The organism is Nitrosomonas sp., from assembly GCA_031316255.1.
Classification (GTDB): Bacteria; Pseudomonadota; Gammaproteobacteria; order Burkholderiales; family Nitrosomonadaceae; genus Nitrosomonas.
Window position 1 is genome coordinate 217,280 of sequence record JALDQW010000001.1, and the last position, 23,456, is coordinate 240,735.

A 23,456-nucleotide genomic window follows, 5' to 3' on the forward strand; every position below is an offset into this window, starting at 1 on the left:
CATATCTATCATATGCTGCGTCAACATTTTTTGCTCGCGCCTTGTCTTGTTTAAAACTATGAATTTTTAAAGGTGCCCTGGTTACAATGAATACACGGCGCAAAATCATTCTCCGCGAACTGGGACTGACGCCGCTATGGCGTTTGAGACAAAATGCAGCAGCACTGGATTCACCGCCGGAAACAACCAATGCTGCGATAACTCGGCAGCATGCTTCGGAACAGCCCGGTAAACAGAATTCCGAAATCGGACAAATGGACTGGACGCAACTGGCGTCAACGGTAGCCGGTTGCACAGCTTGCGCATTACGGCAAACCTGCACGCAAACGGTTTTTGGCGTAGGCGATCAAAACGCGGACTGGCTCTATATCGGCGAAGGCCCCGGCGCACGAGAAGACACACTGGGCGAACCGTTTGTCGGTCAAGCCGGAAAACTGCTCGACAACATGCTGGCCGCCATCGGGCTCAAACGCGGGCAAAATGTGTATATCACCAACATCGTCAAATGCCGCCCGCCCAATAACAGAAATCCCAGCGACGATGAAGCGCGGCAGTGCGCCCCCTATCTCACAAGACAAATTGAATTAATCAGGCCAAAGCTGATCGTCGCACTGGGTAAAGTCGCCGCACAGAATCTACTGAACAGCAACGACAGCATCGCCAATCTGCGCGGCAAAATCCATGACTATTCAGGCATTCCATTGATTGTAACGTATCATCCGGCGTATTTATTACGCGCACTGCCCGAAAAAGCCAAGGCCTGGAAGGATTTGTGTATGGCGAGGAATTTTATGGAATCGCAATCTTAAGTATGAATGTGAATTGACATCAGTAAACACGCAACCAATTCTCAAATGTTTGCTGTTCAATCCATGCAACGATAATACAGCAGCCTGTAATCGCCTGCCACGCTTCAATATGATGTCCCTACTAAACAACTGACATCCTCTCGCAACGACTCGATCTGTAACAACAGCATTATCTCTCACCAACGCTATACAATTTCATCACATTAGCACACCAACAACTCAGAAATGACGAGTGCATTTATCTCAATACACTTCGAATTGCTTTGTAACAAGAGCAGTTCCGTTACTGTAACTGTAATATCGAATTTCATATTTACCCGGTTGCCGAGGCGCGGTTATAACAATTGATTTATCATTAGATGCGTGATGATATGATATATCTTTAGGTATCGTATTTTTCTCCCATTCAGTTGAAGCCAAAAAAACGATATCGCCCGGCGCATTTGGGCTATTTTTAATCACAACCTCGAAACGTGTTCCCACCTGCATACTTTCAGGAATATCAAGAATAACATTAGGTAGTGTAACTTCAATAGAATGTCGCGCCAATAAGCCACCATATTTAACATTAAAAAACCTGATCTCATAGTCACCTGGTTTTGTTGGAGCTACCATCAATAAAGGTGAACCATCTTCAATATCATCTTCAAGTGCATCCTGCCGTCCTTCATGTTCATATTTATAGTATAGGTCAACAGGTTCATTAGGCTCTGACCAAAAGACGATATCTCCTTTACCACCTCGCCCCGTAAATTCAACTTCGATTGGACTGCCAGCCGGTACCCGATGTGGCCCGTTTAGTGTTACTTCGGGCAGAACAGTTTCGAATTCAGCAAAGCTAATGGAAACCTCATTATCCCAGCTGAAGTATCGGACTTCCCATAATCCTTCTTTGGCAGGCGTTGGCAATGTAAGCGTTTCGCCTTCTTCTGCACTCGCAGTATAGGATAAATCGCTTGGTTTTATGTATGTTGGTAAATCTCGGGGAGCAACAAATAAAATATCTTCAGGTGAGCTTGGGCCTGACCATTCAACCTTCACATCGGCACCAACAATGACTTTTTCTGGAACTGTTAATTTAATGCCAGGTGGACCTACTGTAAATTTTTTTCGCGCAATAACTCTTTTTTTCTCGATGTCATAATAACGCAATTCATATTCTCGCGGATTTATCGGTACCGACAACTGTTTTTTATCACTAACGTTCACACGAAAAATTTTTTTCTCGTCTGTTTCTATTTCCAAGTCTGGTGCGCTAAGCGTCATAATATATATAAGGTCACCATCATTACCGATAAAATCCCATGTAAACTTAATCTTACTTCCTGCAGGAATATCACCCTCACCAATGACATTGATCTCCTTCTCGTCACGTTTTAAGGGAACCGTTGCGATCGTCAATTTATCCGGTTTAACCTCGACTCGTACACTGCCAAACACATCAGCATCAAGTCCACGCACGTAAATTTCATATTCACCAGGCTCAATATCATCGATGACACCACCCGAATAATTCTCTTCAAATCTAGGCGTTTCTGTTTTTACAGACAGAATTGTCCATTCAAGTTCAGTACCCCGGAGCTCTCCACCCTCTACTTTAAGCTGCAAACCAAACACTGAATCTGAGTCAAGTTCAGCTGCCACAACATTCATCGCTTTTTGAAGTTGCTCGGGAATATCAGACTCAAAATATGAACCACCTGTTTCTTCAGCGATACATTTAAGCTGCTCTTTGCCTTCTTCTTCAGCAATGGTAAAAGCGACAGTGCTAATTGTTATAGCAGGATTAAGCTCTTTGAGTGAGTGTGCAATAGCGCAAGGATTTTGATTGCAGCTCTCTTGGCCATCACTAAAAAGAAAAATTGAAGTGCCCAAACCTTCACCCTTACGACCTTTTAGGCTTTCAACTGCTTGTTTTATCGAAGCAGATAATGGCGTTTTCCCTCGTGGTTTTAAATTCACAACAGCTTTTATCAAATTCTCACGATCCAGCTTGCTTGACTGAAGTGACACAAGTACCTCAATATCCTCACAATCCGCCTCTCTATTATGTCCATAAGACATCAGCCCTACTCTAGCGTTATCAGTTAATTTGTTTTTAAAGAGATCTATTAGTGATTTTTTTACTGTAGTAATTTTGGCCTCACCGTTTCTTTGTCCCCACATACTTCCTGAACCATCGATAATGATAATGCCGCCTTTTTTGCTTTGATTGAGAGTAGTTGCAATATTTTCTTCTTCAATTATATTTTCTGCAGCAACATGTTGAGTTAATAGTAAAACGGTTAAAAATAAAACAGCCATTGAAAAGTGAGTTTTTGTGATAATTTTCATTTTTCCCCCATTCCTATAAGTTGACGATTACATTGACCGTGCCACACGAAAACCATAATCACTAGCACGTGCAGTTAATGGCACTATCTTTCGTGAAGAAGCAGTCACTTCCATCAAATTATTTTTCCAACTTCCGCCTCTTAATACCCTTTGAACACATCCTTCTGGATCTTTGACAGGGGAAGTGGTCTGGACCTCACCTTCATAAGGAAGGCCACAATCTGCCACCCATTCCCAAACATTGCCAATCATATGCTGTAGACCACTTGAATCATCATCAGTCCTCGCGGCAAATTCCCACTCTACTTCACTTGGCAACCGATAGGTATAATTTGTTTTATAGCTTAGCCAACGTGTATATGAATTAGCCTCTTTCCAAGATACACCAGAAACAGGCTTTTTGGAATCTGATTGTTCGGCAGATAACTGTGAACAATAACCATCTGCAACACATAAATTCCATTCTGACCAAGTAACTTCATTAATAGACAAGGCAAATTGACCGGAAAGATTTACTTTCCGCATTGGACTTTCGTTATGATTTCCAGTATTACTTCCCATATGAAATGGCTCAAATTCTAGTTTCACCATTTCTGGGCATACACTACAGTCTCTAAAGGGTGATTGATCCTGATTCAGTTTCGCATAAGTTTCTGTTTCTTGGATTTTTGATGCATACTGATATTTTTCGTGAGTAATACCCTCACTTTTTATAGTAGAGATATCCGTATCACGAACATTAATGTCACCATTGCCATGAAAAATATCAGCGTTAACGGTAACGTTATCACCTTCATCTGAATGAACAAACTCATCGCCGCCATTTGTCATTTGATTAATGGGATTATCCAGAAAAGTCCTCATGACTACTACAACTGCAATTACTGCTGCGAAAAGACCGCCCGCCAATATATAAGCATTTGAGTTTGCTTTCTTCGGTTTGGGCAATGCTTTTATGCCTTCCTTTATTTCTAATACCTTGATTAATTTGACAATATCATCGTCAAATCGAGCGCCACTAATTTCAAGCGCACTACGTTTTCTTAGCGCCACAATGGGTTCTGGTAATTCTTCTATTTCAGGTAACACCGCTCCGCCGACCTGTATTGGTATAATGCGAATATTGCGTGACAATAAGGTGGCAATTTCAAGCCTGACCCAATCATCCGGATCATCCAGACGGCGCTGTCCGTTCTTGTCCCTGGTATCCAGCCAGTCTTTTCCAATCAAAACAAGGGCAACTTTGACTGTATCGAGTTTTTCCTGGATGACTTCTGCAAAAATATCCCCTGGTGCAATATGTTCTATATCCTTGAATATTTTTTCGCTGCCAAAATGAACCTTCAGCCGGTCGTAAATTCGTCCGGCATAAGCTTCACTATCTTCACGGCGGTAATTAATAAATATTGCTGACATCAGAATCACACTAACGATCAAAAATTAAAACAGACTGACTATCACATAATAATCGAATTGTAACAAATTCATTCGTCCTGGGTTTAGAGAGCAATATTGGAAGAGAAAAGAAGAAAGTCAAGATATTTTTCCTTCACAGCCCTTATCAGGGTTGCGGACATACACGGAATTCAACATTACACATGACGACACTCCAAAATAGTCGGTAAGCTAACGCTTTACCCCATTCATTTTCCATACCACCAGCATCATCCCCAGCAAAGCTGAAACCGCGCTGATCGTAAACGTAATTTCAGCGCCGAGGCCATCCCAGGTATAACCGCTTAACACAGCGCCCAAAGTTCCTCCCATACCGTAGGCAACACTGGTATAAATCGTCTGCCCTTTCGCTTGATGCCGTCCGTGAAAGAAATGATGCACCACCATGATAGCGGCCACGTGATGCGCGCCATACGTTATTGCATGCAACACCTGTGCAAATATAATCACCGCCACCCATTCAACGCCCCAGCCGATCATCAGGAATCGCACACTGGCACATGCAAAACTGAAAACCAGGATTAGCTTCAGACTAAAACGCTGCATCAACCAGGGCATGATAAAAAACACGCCGATTTCACAAATTACCCCGATTGCCCAGAGCCAGCCGACAAACCCCTTGTCATAACCCTGTTCCACCAGATATATCGAGTAAAACGTGTAATAAACGCCATGCGCAAAAACCATTAATAAACTCGATACCAGAAACGCCAGTACTTCCGGGCGCTGACAAACCTGCCGGATTGAGTCCTGATCCACGCTGCCGCCGATGACCTCGGTTTCCGGGATGCTGCGTGAAAAAACCAGTATCCCCAGTTTTAATGCCAGCACCACCCAAAGCAACCAGATAATTTCAGCGGCATCCAGCAGATAGCCCATACCCACCACCGCCAGAATAAACCCCACCGAACCCCAGGAGCGAATCTGACCGTAGCGGTCGGTTTTATCGCCCAGGTGCGACAATGTCACCGCTTCGATCAACGGCAATGCCGCGCTCCAGCAAAAGCTCATCAGCAGCATCGCCAGAAAAATCCAGGCAAAAGACTGACCGAAGAAAAAACCGATGAAACAGACAAAACCACCCAGCGCGGCAAGTTGCACCACCATCACGCGCCGGCCGGTATGATCCGCCAGCCAGCCCCACGCAGTAGGCGCAAAAATCCGCGTCACCAGCAACAGCGACATTAAAATGCCAATTTGCAGCGCACTAAAGGAAAGCGATTGAAGATACAGGCTCCAGTACGGCACGAACGCGCCAATCACTGCAAAATGAAAAAAATAAAAGCCTGACAGACGCCAGTAAGGTAAGGAATGCATCAGATTTCTTTAATCCAGCAGGCTCGGGGTTAAAAAGCAGTGGGTAAAAAAATGAAACGAATGCTCGATCAAAAAATCAGACACGATTGACTTGATTCATGACGCAATCAATCCAGCCATATTGCGGGAAAAAGTTATCAAATTCAAACTATAACCTATCGCAAGCATCAAAAGAACACTAATCCATGGCCATATCCCACCATGCAAAGCAGCATCGGAACCGACAACGCCGTGTTGGTGCGTGACGCCAGAAGCGCTGTTTTTTTAGCACTGGCAATAACCTCGGCGCTATGATTCTTGCCATCCAGACCAAGAATTTTCTTCTGGTTCGGCCAGATCAGCACCCAGACGTTAAACAACATGATGGTGCCCAACCACGAACCCAGACCAATAACCGCCATGCCATTTGTCAGCGTGAATGCATTAATAATGCCCTGCACACCACCCCCAATTTGCGCCAGTGCGCTCATTCCGGTTAACCAGGTGACCGCTGCCGCCATACGGAACCATAACAGCGCTCTGGGCGCAATGTATTTATTGATTGCGGCGGGTTGCGGGCCGTTAGGGTTCGCCAATGCAGCGCTGACGCCAGGAACCTGAACGAAATTAAAGTAATACAGCAGACCAATCCAGCAGACGCCCGCCAGAACATGCAGCCAGACCGTTAAATTTAATCCGCCCAAACCGTTTCCTAATCCGAAAGCAATAGCAATTGCTAGAAAAAAACCGATGGCTATCGTGCTTTTGACTGAGTGTAATGGATTCATCGTTATTCCTTGAACAAATTTTAATTTAAGGCGCTAAAGATAGGGGATTTGAGCATTAAACACAATATCCAATTACGGCCAAAAGCCAATCAATGCGTCCAGATTCAGATTACTGAGTTTCTGGTCTGGATGCCAGTGTGCACTTGTTTTTATGTATTTTGAACCACAGCATGTTTCAAAAATCGTAACCAGCGACGACGCAAGGGATCTGAACGAAATCCAAGTAATACTGCAAATCAATCCGGCAAACACTCACTAAAACGTAAGCGTTTAGCCCTACCATCTAGAAAGCAGATCACATTCTGGTTAACTTCAAATATTTATTGGAGGATAACCAATGACAACCCAAGAACAACAGATACGTCATATCAAAGCATGGCAGGCGAGCGGTTTGTCGCAAGTGGCTTATTGCCGTGATCATGGATTGAACAGCAAAACATTTGGAAATTGGTTGCGGACTTTTCGTGATGTGCAGAAACACAATCAACGGACTTCGTTGATACCGGTAACGATCAAGACAACAGTGCCGGCATTAGATCATTTGAAACTGCGTTGTTCAGGGTATGCGTCCGGCACGGCCATCTAGAATTTTTCTCGTTTTAATGCCTCGATAAATTCCGGCGCGAGTGGCAACAACTCATCGATACGGCTATTAGGCCAGGCTGGAAGTTTGTCGAGTGTTTCTTTGAGCCATGCGGCTGGGTTGAGGCCGTTGAGTTGTGCGGTGCCAAGCAGGGTTTGAATAGTGGCAGCGCGTTGACCGGCACGTTCAGAACCGACAAAGAGCCAGTTTTTCTTGCCGACAGCTATGGGACGAATGACATTTTCCGCCGGGTTGTTGTCGATCGGTAGGTGGCCGGTGTGTACGTAGCGTACTAGAGTAGGCCAGCGTTTGAGTGTGTAGTCGAGTGCTTTGGCGGATGCGCCGCCGTTGGCAGTTTGCATTCGAGTTTGCATCAGCCAGTCGTACAAGGCATCGAGTGCCGGCAGACTTTTCTGTTTTCTCAGCTGTTGACGCGCTTCGATGGTCAGCTGTTTGCCTTCGGCCTCGATTGCGTACAGTTCGCCGATACGCTGCAATGCTTCAAATGCCATCGGACTGTCATTGGCCTGATGCAGGTCGAAGAATTTGCGCCTGGCGTGTGCCCAGCATGCCAGTTCAATGCAAGGCGACTCTTCTCGAGAGAACAAGGCTTTGTACCCGCCATAGTCGTCGACCAGCAAATGACCTTGCCAGTTTTGCAGAAAGTCTTGCGTATGCCGGCCACTGCGACTTATTTGATAATCAAAGACAACAATGCGCGGCCCGGGATCGAGGTCATTGCTGCGGTAGACCCACAGGTAGGCTTTGCGGGTTTTACCGTTGCCGGGTTCCAGTTGCGCAACCGGTGTCTCATCGGCGTGAAGGGTGTTTCCTTGCAAAAGATGCCATTTCAGTTGGTCTGCCAAGGGTTGCAGCGCAACACCGGTACGGCCGACCCATTCGGCCAATGTGGAACGCGAAAGTATAACTTGTTCACGTGCAGCCATCTGTTCCAGGCGATAGAGCGGCAGGTGATTAAGGTATTTGTTGCTGATCACCCAGGCCAATAACCCCGGTGACGCTATGCCGCCGTCAATGACTGCCGGTGGCACCGGTTCTGCGGTGACGGTTTCGCAGGCCTTACATGCATATTGCGGACGAATGTGACGATGGACAAAGAATTTGGCCGGTTCTACGTCGAGTTGTTCGGTGACGTCTTCACCGATTTTGAGCAGCGTGTTGCCGCACTGTCCGCATTGGCAGGATTCCGGTTCATGGCGGTGTTCGATGCGTGGCAGATGATCAGGCAACGGTTGGCGGCCTGCACGGGAACGCGGCGGTTTTGCCGGTGTTGTTTTTACAGCCGGTTCAATCTGCTCGATTTCGGTATCAACGGCTGCAATATCAGCCAGCACCGATTCTTCAAATAAACTGAGCTGCACCACTGACAACGATTCATTCTTCTTGCCGAAACGGATGCGGCGCAAATGCGCCAGCTCCATGGTCAATGCCTCGATCTTGCATGCCTGTGCACGAATCTCTTGTTGCGCCTGATCAAGTAATGCTTGAACAATACCGGTGACCTGTTGTTTGGTATCCGCATCAAGGTTTAATTGATCAAGCTGCGCCAGTGATTTCATGGCTGTTATTATACCAAAAAACCAGCCTAACTTGCTGTAAATATTGAATTATCAGACTGATTTTATGCGCGCAAATGAGCAGGTGGCAATGCCGATAAACGCTGCCAGTCCACACCTGCTGTCAGCCATTGCCACTGTGATTGACTCAATTCAAAACAACGATCTCCCAGCTTCGGCCACACAAACCAGCCCTGATGCAAACGGCGCTGACATAACCAAACGCCAGTGCCATCCCACAACAACACCTTCATCCGGTTGCGTGCGCGGTTGCAAAATACAAAAGCTGAACCCGCACAGGGTGAATGCCCCAATGCCTGTTGGACAATAAGCGACAATCCGTCAATACCCCGGCGCATATCCACAGGCTCCACAACCATCCAGATTTGTCCAGAATGCGCAATCAATCCAGACATCTCAACAATTCACCGAGCCATTGTGGTGATACATCTGCCGGCAGTTCGAGTGTATGACCGCCTGAACAACGCAGTTTCAGATAATCCGATGGTGTTGTGGTTGTTCTGATCGTCACCGGTATCAACGAAGTTCGTTGATTGTCTTTTTGCACATCACGATAAACCCGTAGCCAATTCCCAAATGTCTTGCTGTTCAATCCATGATCACGGCAATAAGCCACTTGCGACAAACCGCTCGCCTGCCACGCTTTGATATGACGTATCTGTTGTTCTTGGGTTGTCATTGGTTATCCTCCAATAAATATTTGAAGTTAACCAGAATGAGATCTGCTTTCTAGATGGTAGGGCTAAACGCTTACACTAAAACAAGTAACCAAACCGTTACAGTTTGATTAAAAATTGAGTTTTAATGGAAAACCTGGGCAGAAGAAAATTTTTTTGTAAGGGCGCAGAATGATGACTATAATTAAAAAGTCAGGTGTAACTACACCCGGCAAACGAAAAAAAGGAGGGGATCTTCAGAGCGCCTGGAGGTCTCTTTTCATTCTAGTCAGATCACTTGGCGCCGCAACCTCACGTCAGGAGTTCTACTCAGTGTTTGAGAAAGATAAGTTAGAGATCTCCGAGCTCGAATTTTTAGATATCGCTTCAAGGCGCGGTGCTATTATTCGGCGACTCAGGGAATTACTTGGCGACGATTTGGCGCTCGATCTCGAAACGTACACTATCTGGGAAATCGAGAATCTCCATAAACAGTTCAACAAGACATCAAGGAAGCTGTTTGCGATGCATGCAAGAATCAAAGCGGCGCGTAGCGCCGTGGAAATTGCCGAAGACTGATAGGGAAAGATGCTCGTCGATGCCCAACAAGTTCGACTGCTTCAGAATTCTCAATATATTCGATTTCTGCGTCAGTCACTAGAGAATGCTAAGTCGCGCGTTTTAGTACTTCAGTTTCTTGTGGACGTGCGACCCCAGGAGGACACGTTTGGTGAGGTGCGATACCTATTGAACTCGATTGCTGAAGCGTCAGCAGATGGCCTGGATGTTCGCGTTCTCCTGGCGCAGATTCTTGTGGATCATCCAACACCGAGAGATCTGAACGAAGTCGCGGCAACATATCTGCGGCGTCGCGATGTTCGCGTCAGGCAACTGTGCGACCCCTGCGGCCAACAACAACATGCAAAGGCAATCCTTCTCGATGATGTTGTCATAGTCGGGAGTCACAATTGGACGCCTGCAGCCTTTCGACTTAATGAGGAAACGTCACTGGCGATATCTTCGCCGTCTGCAGCGCGTATTTTTGCGGATCGTTTTGACCACCTTTGGGAATTGGGAAGCGGATCTATATGAGCACTGTCAGAGGAACAGACAACGTAACGGAGATGTGGCTTAATGACGTATTGGACGATCCACAGAAGCACGCACCGTTTTATGAGACTATTCGAGGGAAGTCGCAGTCAGAGATTGCCTTGCTACTCACGAAGGTCGACAGATGGGCGAATCGTCGAATCGCGAGTGTGATAAATGGGGAGCATCTTTCCCCGTTGGTTCTGATCGCAGACGCGGCTTCGCGGGACCCGATCACGGGACTGCGTCGTTACAGCTACCGGCAGAAATTGCTTCTTTCAACCGCCTCTGAAGACGAGCTTAGGCAGGTTCCTGGCATAGGCGCCGCTACAGCCAAAGTCATCGTTGCGGCGCGTCAGGTCAATCGAATGCCTACTCTGGAAAAACTGACCGCGCTTGGCATAGTGTCGGAAAAATCGGCGGCGTTGGCGCGACCTTTCATTGAAGACGACAATCCGGATGCGTTACCCGTAACAGCCGCGCGGCCGAAAAATTTCCGGGGATGGATCCGCCTCCTTGACGCACTGGCACCCGGCACGGATATCAACCAACTTGCTGTGCAAGAGTTTCGTACCGCAATTGAGAGTGTGTCCAGAACCAGTTCGAATGGAAATATACGTCGCCCCGGAGATCCGGCACGCCTTTATCGGTCCGATCAGGCAATCCTGGATATGGAGGAGACGACGCCTGTCTCATTATTGACGAGCGCCGGATATGTCCGGCTTGTGCTTCGACTGGTGCAAAAGGCCGAACGGCGGGCCTGGCTACAGGCTCCATCCATCAATGTGATGCATATTTCCTCCCTTTTTCCCTTGCTCTCAACCCTGGTTGAGGCACATCGACGCGCTGTGGATGTTCGAGTGATGTTCGACGGACGATACTTTCCGGTTGAAGGCGGCAGCGACGATATCGCATTTCTGCGGGCGCACGGCATTTCGTGTCATGCCTATCCGCTTAAATCCAGACTGCATTCAAGAACACTGTTGATAGATGATAGTCACGTAGTTTGTGGCTCAAATAGCTGGTCGGCGACGAGTGCTTTCAATTCAGAAGAACTTGCGATTTATGTCCGGTCTGCTCGTATTGCGTCTGACCTCACCACTCGCTTCGAACACCTCTGGAATGCCACTGGCGCTAACGCGAATGAACGTCTGTCGGAGCAGGTTATTTCAGATTTGTTAGCGTCTATAGTCGTCGAGGATGACAGTACTAATGGAGAGGATATTCCATGGGACGATGTAGCAGACCTCATTGGAAACAATCGCCTACCCCCGTCAGCCGCTGTGTCCGTTGCCCGAAGCGGTTTATCTTTGTCGGCGCTGGCCAAATTCGGGGGAAGCAATGTCGAAGCGGAATTCTCGCCCAACAATCTGCCGGACTCAGAATACGATCTAGCGCCCCTCAGTACGCTCGCAAGATTCATCAATGCCCAATCCTCGGATGCAAAGGACTAAACCGCAATGCTTGACTTGAAGGAAACGTATTACTATGCCGCCGAGTACTTTCGCGAGAGAGCCGATCAATACTGGGCCTGGTGTAATCATTTTCAGGAACTGCAGCTTGATGACGCCGGGATTTGTGATTTTGCGATGATGTTAAACGAAGAATACATCGCGTATGTTGAACTGGCTAATGATCCTCCACGAACCGACTTCCACATTGCTACCAGGGTTACTCGAAACCCACAGCCAATTTCAGCAAACGCAGATTACGATAACATTTGGAACGCTTTCCGCTCATCGCATAAAAACCTCGTTGCTGCGCTTCATGCAATGCTCACGTCCATTGAGCGACTGACCGGCGCCAGGCTGGCGCTTCGTTCAGGTGGTCACGACCCAAACTCATTGGCAAGTCATATACTCAAGCAGCGTAGCGCAATCAGTCATAATGCCCTGGTTGCCGGAGATGAAATTCAAGCGCTCAGAGCGCTGCGTGCGCCACTGAACAAGACATATTTGGCGGCCTTGAAACAATCCGGCATCACACTGGATAAACAATTAATATTATCTGAGACAAATCGTTCCGGCTCGCGCCGGGACGCGCTGCAAGACCGGTTACGAATATTCCTATCTGAAGTAAACGACACCCATAGAACTCGAAGGCTGTTTTTGGACTCTGATGAGAAGACACATATTGTCCGATCGCAGCTACTCGATGATAGATGGGACAGGATAATGGACGGCATGGCCCGAAGCCTCGACACTTTTACTTCGAAGCCACGAGTACCACGCCGGCTTTATGAAAAATCCTGATATTGTCTGGTTAGACTCAAATTAAATGAGCCGGAGTGTTTCATATTTCGTAAGCGTTAAGCTCCACCATATGTACCAATGACACTGTACCAATGACACAAGGTCTTGCAATCATACATTCACGCTGTTCCACACATCGCGCAGGTCAGGGCTTAAATTTAAAGACCCCAGTGACCATTAAAAAGTACACTAGCCAGGGTCGCACATCAAGAAAAAACTTTTGTTTTTGATGCGAATACACATTCCACCCCTATTTGACCCCTCTTTTCCAACGCAAACGTTTGTTAAGAAAACCCATATGGCACTGTTTTCTATACGCCAAACACGAAAAATACGGTACCATTTACGGACTGAATAACGTACCACACTAAAAAAACCATGAAAATATCGACTGATATCAAACCGGTAACACAATTAAAATCCCGCGCGGCAGAGCTGTTGAATTAGATTAACGAAACGCACCGCCCCATTATCATCACCCAGAACGGCGAACCCAGGGCTGTGCTGCAAGATCCCGAAAGTTTTGAAAACATGCGCAACGCTATAGGTTTGCTCAAGCTGATTGCTCAGGGTGAAGAAGATATCCAAAGCGGGCACACGATTTCCCAGGATGAAGTCTTTGCGAATCTGGGGCAGTTAACCGGTTTATCTGATGACACCAGAACTTGAGGTAATTTGGACAAAAACTGCCCATCTGGACCTGGCGGTGATTGCTCCCGACGTAATATTGAAGATATCCTGCTTGATCGCTTAATCCGTTAAAAACCGGTTTATCATGCCACCCTCCACAATGTCCATATAACCATCGGCAAAATCACACAACCCAACGTAATCCCTTGTCCGGCAGGTATCACAACCCATATTCAACCTATTTCAAAATATGCGTTTGTGAAATAACACTCAGTACTCTATCCACTTTAATCGGAGCTCAGGAATAGGTCTGTCCATCCACAGTTTTTATATGGCGCTTGCATTAACATGGACAAATATTGCTGCGGCAATCTCGACATAACCTGTTTACACGCTTCAATATCTTCAGCAGTCAATGCGGTCTTGCCGAGGAAAGGCGTTTTGTTGGTTCTATGATTCATATTCAGTTCAACACGATTTGTCTCAAGACCAAAAAAATCCAGCATCGAGCGCATAGCAGATTCATTTTTCAAATCTTTTTCAACTTCGACAAAGAAAACACAGTCCCGCCAGCCGTTTTCCTCAAGTAACCGCATCGCTCTGAACTCAATTTCAATCCATTGCAGCAAATAAAACTGGAAACGGCTGATATACATGCCTTTATAATAATCGAAAATTGTTTCTTTACCCGTTAAGGCCCAGCGAAAATAATATTCTCCATTCATTTTGTAGTATGCAAAGGGCGTATGCATGCGTTGAATCAACTGCTCGCGTATAAATTCACTTTTTGCCACATAACGCGGGTCTCGCACTAAATGAATAAAACCCGGCTCGTCAACCAGAATCGATGCGTATCGCTGACAACTCTTTAAAAAAGCATGATTCGACTCGAAATAAACAGGCTGTTTTACCCCTGCTATGAAAGCGCTTTTTTGCTGCAAAAGCGGCAATAACTTTTCGTCTTCAAAATACGTATTCCAGGCAATCGGTTTACCAAAAAGAACGGGGTTACCGAAGGTTAGATAGGGTTCATGGGTACTATAGCAATTTTTTACATTGTCTTTAAAAAAATAGGCTAGATAGCGGGTACCCGAGCGTCCACTCGCCAATGTAAAAATTGTTCTCATTTAGGAACCGGTTTAACGGTTTACTTCACCAGTTACTTGCTTTTGATGATCTCTAAAAACCCAGTTTTGCGGGCATTCGTATCGCGGATCGGCTGCATGCCCGCCTCGTTTCAATACTGTTCGTGCAATTTAAAAGCACGCTGAAGCAACTGATTGACCAACCCGCTAGGAAATAGCAAGCATCCGGTCAAGCGCCAGTTTTGCCAGTTTTGATTCAGCTTCCGGTACTTGAATGCGATTCACAACAGTACCGTTGACTAGATTCTCCAATGCCCATGTCAAATGTTGCGGATCAATTCGCGCCATCGTCGAGCACATGCACACCAGCGGAGACATGAATTGTACGATTTTATTCTGCGCTTTAAATTCTTCGGCAATCCTGCTCACCAGATTCAATTCCGTCCCCACCAACCAGCGCGTGCCCTCCTTGGCATTCGCAATTGTTTTGATGATATATTCAGTCGAACCGACGTAATCCGATGCGCTGCATACTTCAAAACTGCACTCGGGATGAGAGATGACTATTCCATCAGGATGCTGATTACGAAAACGAAGTATATGCTGTGGCTGGAACATTTGATGCACCGAGCAATGCCCTTTCCATAATAAAATTTTGGCCTGCCTGATTTGCTCTGGCGTCAAGCCGCCCATGGGTTCATCGAAATCCCATACTACCATCTCGTCCAGCGGGATACCCAGTTGGTGACCACTCCACCGGCCCAAATGCTGATCAGGAAAAAACAATACCTTTTCGCGTTGCTGAAACGACCACTCAAGAATTTTACCCGCATTACTGGAAGTACAAACAATTCCGCCGTGCTCTCCACAAAAAGCTTTCAGGTCGGCAGCAGAGTTGATATAGGTAACTGGCGTTACTTTTTCATCTGGCAGAAAAATTTCAGCAAGTTCGCGCCACGCACGTTCCACTTTTGCCAGATTCGCCATATCAGCCATAGAACAACCCGCAGCCATATCAGGCAGTATTACGGTCTGTTCATCACTTGATAAAATATCAGCGACTTCAGCCATGAAATGTACGCCACAAAATACCAGATAATCCGAATCGGTCTGCGAGGCCTGATAAGACAGTTTCAGTGAATCGCCAGTCAAATCTGCGTGGCGATACACATCCGCGCGTTGATAATGATGTGACAAAATAACCAGGCGTTTACCTAAAATACGCCTTGCAGCTTCAATACGCTGCGCACATACTTCATCTTGTATATGATCAAAACTTTCAAAATTTATAGCTTCTGCATGCATTACATTTTATATTCTGTTCAATTAAACGATAAAAGACACTGCGTAATATAGAAAAGGCGACTTCAAAGATTTCAACTCAATCGTTATCTTCTATTGAAATAACTCACTTTAATTCACTTAAGGTATGCTCATAAGAATATGCCAGGGGAGCAACAAAAGTTTGTTGATTGTTAGCATTCCCAGGAATAAATTTTCTTATCATAAGGACATACATTAATAAAAGTAAGTTCTGATATAATTCAGATTTGAATCATTTTGTATTTAATTGTGACTATTTCCTCCTCAAAACGACTCAATTCAAACTCAGATTTGAACTGCATAATTTCCTGAAAATTGTATATCAACAATTATGATCTGAGTTCATATTTCCATGTTTCGGCGCCCATATTTCAGTTTTTCCACTATTCTATTGATCGGTCTGGTTGCATTAACGCTATGGCTGGATGAAGTAACCAAGCCGCTATCGCCAACTACTGACGCCGATTTTTACGACGAACCGGATTACATTATTGAAAATATCTCTGGCCTGCGCATTGAACACGACAAAAACACGCATAGTACTTTTCATGCTAAAAAAATGCTCCATTACCTGAACCGGGATCTCACAGAGTTGGAACATATTCGCTTTGTTCATTCCAAGCCAGAAAAACAACCTTTTCTTGTATTTGCCGATTATGCCGCAATACATAACAATGGAGAAAATATTTTCTTAACCGGTAATGTAACTGCAATGAGGGGATTTGATAAAGACAAAAAGAAAATAACACTAAAAACAGACATGCTCCATCTCATTCCTGGCCAGGATATCGTAAAAACTGATAAAGAAGTCATAATCTCGAGACTTAACACGACAATAAATGCAATTGGCTTAGAACTCGATAACCAAACAGGAATGATTGAACTTTTGTCACGCGTACGTGCAGTCAATCAATAATATTTAAACCCATGAAATATCTCATTATTATTTGCTTGTTTTCAACTTACTCATTCTACGCATTGGCCGAACGCGCCGATCGTGACAAGCCGATTTATCTTGAGGCAGATCGTGCGACTGTTGAGGATATTAATCGTAAGGACTCCACCCGCGTCAGTATTTTTACAGGCAATGTTATTTTGACACAGGGCACACTTCACATCAGCGCTGACAAAGTTATCATGAAAGAAGACGTTAATGGATTTCGCCATGCCACCGCGACAGGCAATCTGGTCAGCTTTCGCCAAAAACGTGATGATGTCGATGAATATATTGAAGGATGGAGCAAGCGTGTCGAATATGATAGTAAAACAGACAAAATAGAATTATTCAGACAAGCCCGTCTAAAACGCGGAAAGGACGAAGTTAAAGGTGATTATATTTCATACAATATGAGTAACGAGTTTTTCCAGGTAATGGGTAGTCAAGAGCGTGGTGTCGAAACAGGCACCGATAACCGCGTACGCATTACCATTCAGCCAAAGAACAAATCAGAAAAACCCAAAACCGAACTGTCCCCAGAATAATTGTTTATAACCTTATCGATGGGACTATGAGTATACTAAAGGCTGAAAATTTAAGAAAACGTTACAAATCACGCACAGTGATTCGCGACGTTTCTTTCTCACTTAAAAGCGGAGAAGTAATCGGCTTATTAGGTCCTAACGGTGCTGGAAAAACCACCTGTTTTTATATGATGGTAGGACTGGTTCCCCTAGATAATGGAAATATTTACCTGGATAGCAGCAACTTAAGCCAACTTGCAATGCACAAAAGAGCGCATATGGGTTTAAGTTACTTACCTCAAGAACCCTCTATTTTCAGACGGCTTACTGTTGAAGAAAACATTCTCGCTATTCTTGAATTAAATCGCTTGAGCGATGAACAATTACAACAGCAACTTGATGATTTATTGCATGACTTACATATCAGCCATATACGTAACAGTCCAGCGATCAGTTTATCCGGCGGAGAACGCCGACGGGTTGAAATTGCACGCGCACTTGCCTCTCATCCCCGGTTTATTCTCTTGGACGAACCTTTCGCAGGCGTTGATCCTATTGCCGTTATGGATATCCAAAAAGTGATCAATTTCCTGAAAGAACGTAATATCGGTGTGCTCATAACAGATCATAACGTTCGAGAAACGTTAGGAATTTGTGATCGCGCTTATATCATCAGCGACGGAAAAGTCTTGGCACAAGGCAAGCCAGATGAAATCATTTATAATGAACATGTAAGAAAGGTTTATTTGGGGGAGCATTTTCAGTTGTGATACGCAAAACTTTTTTTACTTTAATTATTCAGGCAAGCTGTTTCCTAAAATTATGAAACCAACGCTGCAGTTAAAATTATCACAACAACTTAATCTAACTCCGCAGCTGCAGCAATCTATACGATTGCTGCAATTATCAACACTTGAATTAAACCAGGAAATAGATCGCATGATCCAGGAAAACCCTTTGCTGGAATTGAGTGAAAGCTGGAATACAAAACCGTTTGAATCACAGGAATCTGAAGATGATTCACAACAAGATACAACATCACAAGAAAATAATACGCTCCAAACAGATCAGGATCATAGTTTGGACTGGCCTGAAAACGGCAGCCCCCTTCATAATGTGCAAAATGAAGAATATGAAATGCCCCAGTTGGCTGCCAATCCACTTAACTTAAGAGAGTATCTTAATCAGCAAATCTCTCTTAGCCAAATATCAGATAGAGAAAAAAAAATCGTCAGTTTGTTAATCGACAGCTTGGATGATGATGGCTACCTGAAGCTGGATTTAGATGAGTTACATGAAATTTTGCCAGAAGAATTAGGTATTAGTATTGATGATCTTAATCAGGCGCTTACATCTCTACAAGACCTGGATCCAGTTGGAGTGGGTGCGCGCAATCTTCAAGAATGCCTGCTATTACAATTAAAAAACCTGCCTGAGGATACGCCGCATCGCAATCAAGCGATTAGAATAGTCACGCAATATCTGGATGAACTGGCTTCACATGATTTCACCTTAATCAAAAAGCTTTTAAAGTGTGATGACAAATGTTTACGCGCGATTCAAAAATTGATCACCAACCTAAATCCCAAACCCGGCTCGGATTTTGATTCCACCAGCACGCGGTATATTATACCGGACATCATCGTGAGCAAAGTTCATGGCGTTTGGACTGCCAGTCTGAATATGGGTGCGATTCCACGATTAAATATTAATCATTTTTATGCGAATATTCTCAAACAAAAACATGATGAATCATCACAGGTTCTTACAAGCCAATTAAATGAAGCAAAGTGGCTCATCAAAAATATTCAACAACGCTCAAGCACCATTCTAAAAGTATCAAATGCCATCGTTGAAAGACAGCAGCAGTTTTTTGAGCATGGCGAAATCGCTATGAGACCACTGATATTACGTGAAATCGCCGAATCCCTAGGACTCCATGAGTCAACAGTGTCTCGTGTTACAACGCAGAAATTCATGCACACACCACGCGGCATTTTCGAGCTTAAATATTTTTTCGGCAGTAGCGTTTCAACCGATACAGGTGGCGCCTGTTCAGCAACAGCTATAAGAGCATTAATCAAGCAACTTATTCAAAAAGAAAATACAAAGAAACCACTGAGTGACAACAAGATTGCAGGTGTATTGGAAGAACAGGGCATCGTTGTAGCACGCAGAACGATCGCCAAATATCGCGAATCCATGCAAATACCGCCAGCAAACCTTCGTAAGACATTTTAAATAATTTAAAGGAAACAACATGAATCTAAAACTTACAGGTAACCATGTCGAAGTAACCCCAGCGATGCGTGACTATGTCAATTCCAAGATCAGCAAAATTACCCGCCATTTTGATCATGTTATTGATGTGAGTGTGATTTTATCCGTTGAGAAACATAAACAAAAAGCAGAAGCCAATGTGCATATTCGCGGAAAAGATATCTTCGTCGAAGCGGATGGCACCGACATGTACGCATCAATCGACAGCTTGATAGACAAACTTGATCGACAGGTTCTCAAATACAAAGAAAAAAACCTAGAAAAAAGAAACCATCGCAATTTGAAAGATCAAGAGCCTGAATAAACCGGATCAAAACCTTGAAGACTGTAAATTTTATCTTTTCGTAAAAATTCATGAATCTAATTTCACAATTACTACCCCAGACAAACGTAATAATTGACCTGGACGTGGCAAGCAAAAAACGGGTATTTGAACAAGCCGGTTTATTGTTTGAAAACACCATCCATATCGCACGAAACCAAGTTTTTGACAGTCTTTTTGCACGGGAAAAATTGGGCTCGACCGGCTTGGGACAAGGTGTTGCAATACCTCATGGGCGTATTAAAGGACTGCGTGAAGCAGTGGCAGCATTGGTCACAATGAAAGAAGCCATTCCATTTGATGCACCCGATGGTCAACCTGTTAATATTGCTTGCATCTTATTGGTTCCGGAAAAAGCAACTGACAAACACTTACAAATCTTAAGCGAACTGGCGCAAATGTTCAGTGACAAGCAGTTTCGTGAAAAAATATTAAAAACCAAAGATGCTGCGGAAATTCATAAACTGATTGCAGAGTGGATGCCGAATGTCTCAAATTAGTATTTCCGAACTTTATAAAAACAAGAAAGAGAAACTTGAACTAACTTGGATAGCCGGTCGTGATGAAGGAGTAAAAATTCTGAGTGCCGATCGGATTTCACAATCCAATCAAGGGATGATCGGCCATCTTAACTTTATACATCCCAACTGGATACAAGTGCTTAGTAGCAACGAGGTTGATTATATCAACAAACTGGACGCTCTTAATCTCGACAAAAAACTGGACCTTTTAAAACAAAGCAACCTCGTCTGCATCGTCATTGCGGATAACGCAACTGCGCCCGAGTCCATCCGCAATATGGCTGACACAACCAAAACACCACTTTTGGGTTCGCCATTTCCCAGCGTTGAAGTTATCTGGTTACTACGTTCTCATCTAGGACGTGTACTGGCGCCATCATGCTGTTTGCATGGCGTACTACTCGATGTATTGGGAATGGGCGTGATGATTACCGGCGAAAGTGGTGTCGGAAAAAGTGAACTGGCACTTGAACTCATCAGTCGGGGTCATGGTCTTGTTGCTGACGATGTCGTCGAACTTCGTCGCATAGCGCCAGAAACACTTGAAGGACGTTGTCCGCCAATTTTACGTGATTACCTCGAAGTCCGTGGTCTTGGAATGCTGAATATACGCACCATCTTTGGCGAAACAGCCGTCCGTCGTCACAAAAACATGAAATTGATTGTCCACTTGCAAAATACAACCAGTACCGAAGCGTATCAACTCGAAAGATTACCGATCAGCAATCTGAATGAAACAATAATGAATGTAGATATCCCTAAAGTCATTATTCCTGTTGCCGCCGGTCGTAATCTTGCAGTGCTGGTTGAAGCGGCCGTCCGTAATTATGTTTTGCAATTACGTGGAATAGACGGCACCAAAGATTTTATTGAACGGCATGAACAGGAAATGGCCAACAGTCCTGATGATGATAAGCTATAGGTCTTCCCGAGCCCTGTCTGATAACTTGACGTGCATAATCTAACGACTAAATTTAATTGCAAGTCAAATGAACACTATAATGAATCCAGTATTACGCTAGAAATATAATTTAATCAGAAATCTCTGCTATACAACCGGGTTAAGATTCAGCAAATGAACAAGCCTCGCACTGTCACCCTTGCCTTAACAGGCGCATCCGGCATGCCCTATGGCATACGATTATTGGAAAAGCTATTGCAGCATGAATTACATGTTTATCTGCTTTATTCCAAAGTCGCCCAAATTGTTGCGCAGCAGGAAATGAATATCACGCTGCCTTCTCAACCCAAGGAAGCCGAAGCATTTTTTAAACATTTTTTTAACGTCTCAACCGGACAGTTACGGGTTTTTGGACGCGACGCCTGGTTTTCACCAGTAGCTTCAGGCACAAACCCCGCCGATGCAATGGTTGTCTGTCCTTGCACCATGGGTACAATGGCCGCTATTGCAGCAGGGATCAGCCAAAATTTGATTGAACGCGCAGCGGATGTCATGCTAAAAGAAAAACGAAAATTGATCCTGGTCCCACGTGAAACACCCTTTTCCACCCTACACTTGGAAAACATGCTCAAACTGTCCCATGCCGGCGCCATAATCCTACCCGCCAATCCTGGCTTTTATCACCATCCTCAAACGATACAGGATATGGTCGACTTTATTGTGGCGCGTATACTTGACCACTTGGCTATCGAACATCAATTAATCCCGCGATGGGGTGAAAAAAGCTAATACGCTCCTAATTTACTGCGGGTTGATTATCATAAAATATAGTTGACTAATTCAATCAGGAATTGTATAGTTGACAAAATTGATCAAGTACTTGCCACTTGGAAATTTTATTTAGTGCTTTTTCATTATTAATCCATCCCCAAACAACCAAGGAGCATTAATTATGCGACTAACCACAAAAGGCAGATTTGCTGTCACAGCCCTTTTAGACCTTGCCATGCAACAAAGCAACAACCCCGTAACACTGGCGGATATCAGTCAGCGCCAAAAAATTTCATTATCCTATCTTGAGCAGTTATTTGCCAAGCTGCGCCAATCTGAACTTGTCGACAGCGTGCGCGGTCCTGGCGGCGGCTACTGCCTGGCCAAGGAGCTCGAGCAAGTTTCGGTCGCAGATATCATTCTCGCTGTTGACGAACCTATAGACGCCACACAGTGCGGCGGCAAAGAAAACTGTCATAACGATAGCAAATGTATGACACATGATCTATGGGCAAAACTGAACGATCTGATTTTCGAGTATTTAGGCGCGGTCACACTTAAGGAACTGGTTGACAACCAAAAGAAACTGCAAAAAGAAGAGGTTGTGCCACTTTTTGATATGCGCGGCTCAACGGCAGCTTAAGTCATTATCTTTTAAATTTAATTCAGAATTGCGATTCAAACTGGCATGATATTTTGATCACTGTCCCAGAACAGTTGAAGTTAAAGCTTGTCATACGCTAAATAGCAAAAAAACTCGGCAGCAAACTGTGAGGAGAATAAATTGTTAATCAATTATTCACCACAGTTAAAAAACCGACGGATTTTATAATTATAAATTCATCACCGAAACACAAAAATAGTAATAATTATTATGACAATTACATTAACTGAACGCGCTGCCAGACAGATCCGGCAACAAATCGTAAAACGCGGCAGCGGCATTGCATTACGCATCGGTATCAAAAAATCGGGCTGCTCTGGTTTTTCCTATGCATATGACTTGGCCGACGAAATTAAGAAAGATGACAGGCTCTTTCTATCGCAAGACACACAAGTTGTCGTAAATGAGAACGACTTGCCATTTGTTAACGGATCTGAAATTGATTATGTCCATGAGGGCCTGAGCAGTTTTTACAAGTTAAACAATCCCAATATAGATCATGCGTGTGGTTGCGGTGAAAGCTTCAGCCTAAAGGAATCTGAGAAAACATAAATAAAACAATGATCCAATTTTATCTGTTATTACAGCAAATTAAATTCTACACAGACTATAGCCTGCAGAAATAATCAATAAAGGAA

The 23,456-nt window shown here is 44.5% G+C and carries 26 protein-coding genes; 17 read left to right on the top strand and 9 right to left on the bottom strand.

From position 1 onward, the window contains the following. The first annotated feature begins 86 nt into the window (after positions 1 to 86). Positions 87 to 809: a uracil-DNA glycosylase gene (locus MRK00_01045; protein MDR4515977.1), complete on the top strand. Its 723-nt coding sequence runs from the start codon at positions 87 to 89 to the stop codon at positions 807 to 809. A gap of 243 nt (positions 810 to 1,052) precedes the next feature. On the opposite strand, the gene MRK00_01050 is transcribed toward MRK00_01045, so the two are convergent. The 4 genes from MRK00_01050 to MRK00_01065 all read right to left on the bottom strand — a co-directional run bounded on the left by MRK00_01050 (position 1,053) and on the right by MRK00_01065 (position 6,682). Then, positions 1,053 to 3,143: a VWA domain-containing protein gene (locus MRK00_01050; protein ID MDR4515978.1), complete on the bottom strand. Its 2,091-nt coding sequence runs from the start codon at positions 3,141 to 3,143 to the stop codon at positions 1,053 to 1,055. Between the two features lie 27 nt (positions 3,144 to 3,170). Next, positions 3,171 to 4,559, bottom strand: a complete 1,389-nt coding sequence (locus tag MRK00_01055) for an SUMF1/EgtB/PvdO family nonheme iron enzyme (protein ID MDR4515979.1) — start codon at positions 4,557 to 4,559, stop codon at positions 3,171 to 3,173. A 210-nt stretch (positions 4,560 to 4,769) separates the two neighbouring features. Further along, positions 4,770 to 5,915 (bottom strand): MFS transporter, encoded by a 1,146-nt coding sequence (locus tag MRK00_01060; GenBank protein MDR4515980.1) that lies wholly within the window; start codon positions 5,913 to 5,915, stop codon positions 4,770 to 4,772. Between the two features lie 167 nt (positions 5,916 to 6,082). Then, on the bottom strand, positions 6,083 to 6,682 hold the full coding sequence (locus MRK00_01065; GenBank protein ID MDR4515981.1) for a urate hydroxylase PuuD: 600 nt from the start codon (positions 6,680 to 6,682) through the stop codon (positions 6,083 to 6,085). A 337-nt stretch (positions 6,683 to 7,019) separates the two neighbouring features. Here MRK00_01065 and MRK00_01070 point away from each other — a divergent pair, with 337 nt between their 5' ends. Continuing rightward, positions 7,020 to 7,268 carry an IS66 family insertion sequence element accessory protein TnpB gene (locus tag MRK00_01070; GenBank protein ID MDR4515982.1) on the top strand — a complete coding sequence of 83 codons (249 nt, stop codon included), beginning with the start codon at positions 7,020 to 7,022 and terminating at the stop codon, positions 7,266 to 7,268. Here MRK00_01070 and MRK00_01075 read toward each other — a convergent pair. The 3 genes from MRK00_01075 to MRK00_01085 all read right to left on the bottom strand — a co-directional run bounded on the left by MRK00_01075 (position 7,265) and on the right by MRK00_01085 (position 9,542). After that, positions 7,265 to 8,845: an IS66 family transposase gene (locus tag MRK00_01075; GenBank protein ID MDR4515983.1), complete on the bottom strand. Its 1,581-nt coding sequence runs from the start codon at positions 8,843 to 8,845 to the stop codon at positions 7,265 to 7,267. The two genes, MRK00_01070 and MRK00_01075, sit on opposite strands and share 4 nt — an antisense overlap. Before the next feature lie 62 nt (positions 8,846 to 8,907). Beyond that, on the bottom strand, positions 8,908 to 9,258 hold the full coding sequence (gene tnpB, locus MRK00_01080; protein MDR4515984.1) for an IS66 family insertion sequence element accessory protein TnpB: 351 nt from the start codon (positions 9,256 to 9,258) through the stop codon (positions 8,908 to 8,910). Continuing rightward, the gene (locus MRK00_01085) at positions 9,246 to 9,542 is read right to left on the bottom strand and encodes an IS66 family insertion sequence element accessory protein TnpB (GenBank protein MDR4515985.1); all 297 of its coding nucleotides are present in this window, start codon (positions 9,540 to 9,542) and stop codon (positions 9,246 to 9,248) included. Before MRK00_01085 ends, tnpB begins: the two co-directional genes overlap by 13 nt. A gap of 169 nt (positions 9,543 to 9,711) precedes the next feature. Here MRK00_01085 and MRK00_01090 point away from each other — a divergent pair, with 169 nt between their 5' ends. The 5 genes from MRK00_01090 to MRK00_01110 all read left to right on the top strand — a co-directional run bounded on the left by MRK00_01090 (position 9,712) and on the right by MRK00_01110 (position 13,529). Continuing rightward, a complete protein-coding gene (locus MRK00_01090) occupies positions 9,712 to 10,098 on the top strand; it encodes a hypothetical protein (GenBank protein ID MDR4515986.1) in 387 nt (128 codons plus the stop codon). Between the two features lie 9 nt (positions 10,099 to 10,107). Next, positions 10,108 to 10,611 (top strand): phospholipase D family protein, encoded by a 504-nt coding sequence (locus MRK00_01095; GenBank protein MDR4515987.1) that lies wholly within the window; start codon positions 10,108 to 10,110, stop codon positions 10,609 to 10,611. After that, on the top strand, positions 10,608 to 12,062 hold the full coding sequence (locus tag MRK00_01100; GenBank protein ID MDR4515988.1) for a phospholipase D-like domain-containing protein: 1,455 nt from the start codon (positions 10,608 to 10,610) through the stop codon (positions 12,060 to 12,062). Before MRK00_01095 ends, MRK00_01100 begins: the two co-directional genes overlap by 4 nt. 6 nt (positions 12,063 to 12,068) lie before the next feature. After that, positions 12,069 to 12,860: a hypothetical protein gene (locus MRK00_01105; protein MDR4515989.1), complete on the top strand. Its 792-nt coding sequence runs from the start codon at positions 12,069 to 12,071 to the stop codon at positions 12,858 to 12,860. 501 nt (positions 12,861 to 13,361) lie between these two features. Beyond that, the gene (locus MRK00_01110; protein ID MDR4515990.1) at positions 13,362 to 13,529 is read left to right on the top strand and encodes a hypothetical protein; all 168 of its coding nucleotides are present in this window, start codon (positions 13,362 to 13,364) and stop codon (positions 13,527 to 13,529) included. A gap of 248 nt (positions 13,530 to 13,777) precedes the next feature. Here the strand turns inward: MRK00_01110 and MRK00_01115 are convergent, their stop codons facing one another. Both MRK00_01115 and nadA read right to left on the bottom strand, forming a co-directional pair. Beyond that, positions 13,778 to 14,617 (bottom strand): hypothetical protein, encoded by an 840-nt coding sequence (locus MRK00_01115; GenBank protein ID MDR4515991.1) that lies wholly within the window; start codon positions 14,615 to 14,617, stop codon positions 13,778 to 13,780. 165 nt (positions 14,618 to 14,782) lie between these two features. Then, positions 14,783 to 15,880, bottom strand: a complete 1,098-nt coding sequence (gene nadA, locus MRK00_01120) for a quinolinate synthase NadA (GenBank protein MDR4515992.1) — start codon at positions 15,878 to 15,880, stop codon at positions 14,783 to 14,785. A 370-nt stretch (positions 15,881 to 16,250) separates the two neighbouring features. On the opposite strand from nadA, the gene lptC reads away from it, so the two are divergent. The 10 genes from lptC to MRK00_01170 all read left to right on the top strand — a co-directional run bounded on the left by lptC (position 16,251) and on the right by MRK00_01170 (position 23,370). Further along, positions 16,251 to 16,814: an LPS export ABC transporter periplasmic protein LptC gene (gene lptC, locus MRK00_01125; GenBank protein ID MDR4515993.1), complete on the top strand. Its 564-nt coding sequence runs from the start codon at positions 16,251 to 16,253 to the stop codon at positions 16,812 to 16,814. A gap of 11 nt (positions 16,815 to 16,825) precedes the next feature. Further along, complete coding sequence (gene lptA / locus MRK00_01130; protein ID MDR4515994.1) at positions 16,826 to 17,380, top strand: lipopolysaccharide transport periplasmic protein LptA; 555 nt, start codon at positions 16,826 to 16,828, stop codon at positions 17,378 to 17,380. A 26-nt stretch (positions 17,381 to 17,406) separates the two neighbouring features. Beyond that, positions 17,407 to 18,129: an LPS export ABC transporter ATP-binding protein gene (gene lptB, locus MRK00_01135; GenBank protein MDR4515995.1), complete on the top strand. Its 723-nt coding sequence runs from the start codon at positions 17,407 to 17,409 to the stop codon at positions 18,127 to 18,129. 52 nt (positions 18,130 to 18,181) lie between these two features. Next, the gene (locus tag MRK00_01140; GenBank protein ID MDR4515996.1) at positions 18,182 to 19,600 is read left to right on the top strand and encodes an RNA polymerase factor sigma-54; all 1,419 of its coding nucleotides are present in this window, start codon (positions 18,182 to 18,184) and stop codon (positions 19,598 to 19,600) included. Positions 19,601 to 19,619: 19 nt separating this feature from the next. Further along, a complete protein-coding gene (raiA, locus tag MRK00_01145; protein MDR4515997.1) occupies positions 19,620 to 19,943 on the top strand; it encodes a ribosome-associated translation inhibitor RaiA in 324 nt (107 codons plus the stop codon). Between the two features lie 50 nt (positions 19,944 to 19,993). After that, positions 19,994 to 20,461, top strand: coding sequence for a PTS sugar transporter subunit IIA (locus MRK00_01150; protein MDR4515998.1), 468 nt, complete (start codon positions 19,994 to 19,996; stop codon positions 20,459 to 20,461). Then, complete coding sequence (gene hprK / locus MRK00_01155) at positions 20,448 to 21,404, top strand: HPr(Ser) kinase/phosphatase (GenBank protein ID MDR4515999.1); 957 nt, start codon at positions 20,448 to 20,450, stop codon at positions 21,402 to 21,404. Before MRK00_01150 ends, hprK begins: the two co-directional genes overlap by 14 nt. 153 nt (positions 21,405 to 21,557) lie before the next feature. After that, a complete protein-coding gene (locus MRK00_01160; protein ID MDR4516000.1) occupies positions 21,558 to 22,172 on the top strand; it encodes a UbiX family flavin prenyltransferase in 615 nt (204 codons plus the stop codon). 163 nt (positions 22,173 to 22,335) lie between these two features. After that, the gene (gene iscR / locus MRK00_01165; GenBank protein ID MDR4516001.1) at positions 22,336 to 22,797 is read left to right on the top strand and encodes a Fe-S cluster assembly transcriptional regulator IscR; all 462 of its coding nucleotides are present in this window, start codon (positions 22,336 to 22,338) and stop codon (positions 22,795 to 22,797) included. 231 nt (positions 22,798 to 23,028) lie between these two features. Further along, complete coding sequence (locus MRK00_01170; protein ID MDR4516002.1) at positions 23,029 to 23,370, top strand: iron-sulfur cluster assembly accessory protein; 342 nt, start codon at positions 23,029 to 23,031, stop codon at positions 23,368 to 23,370. The last annotated feature ends 86 nt before the right edge of the window (positions 23,371 to 23,456 follow it).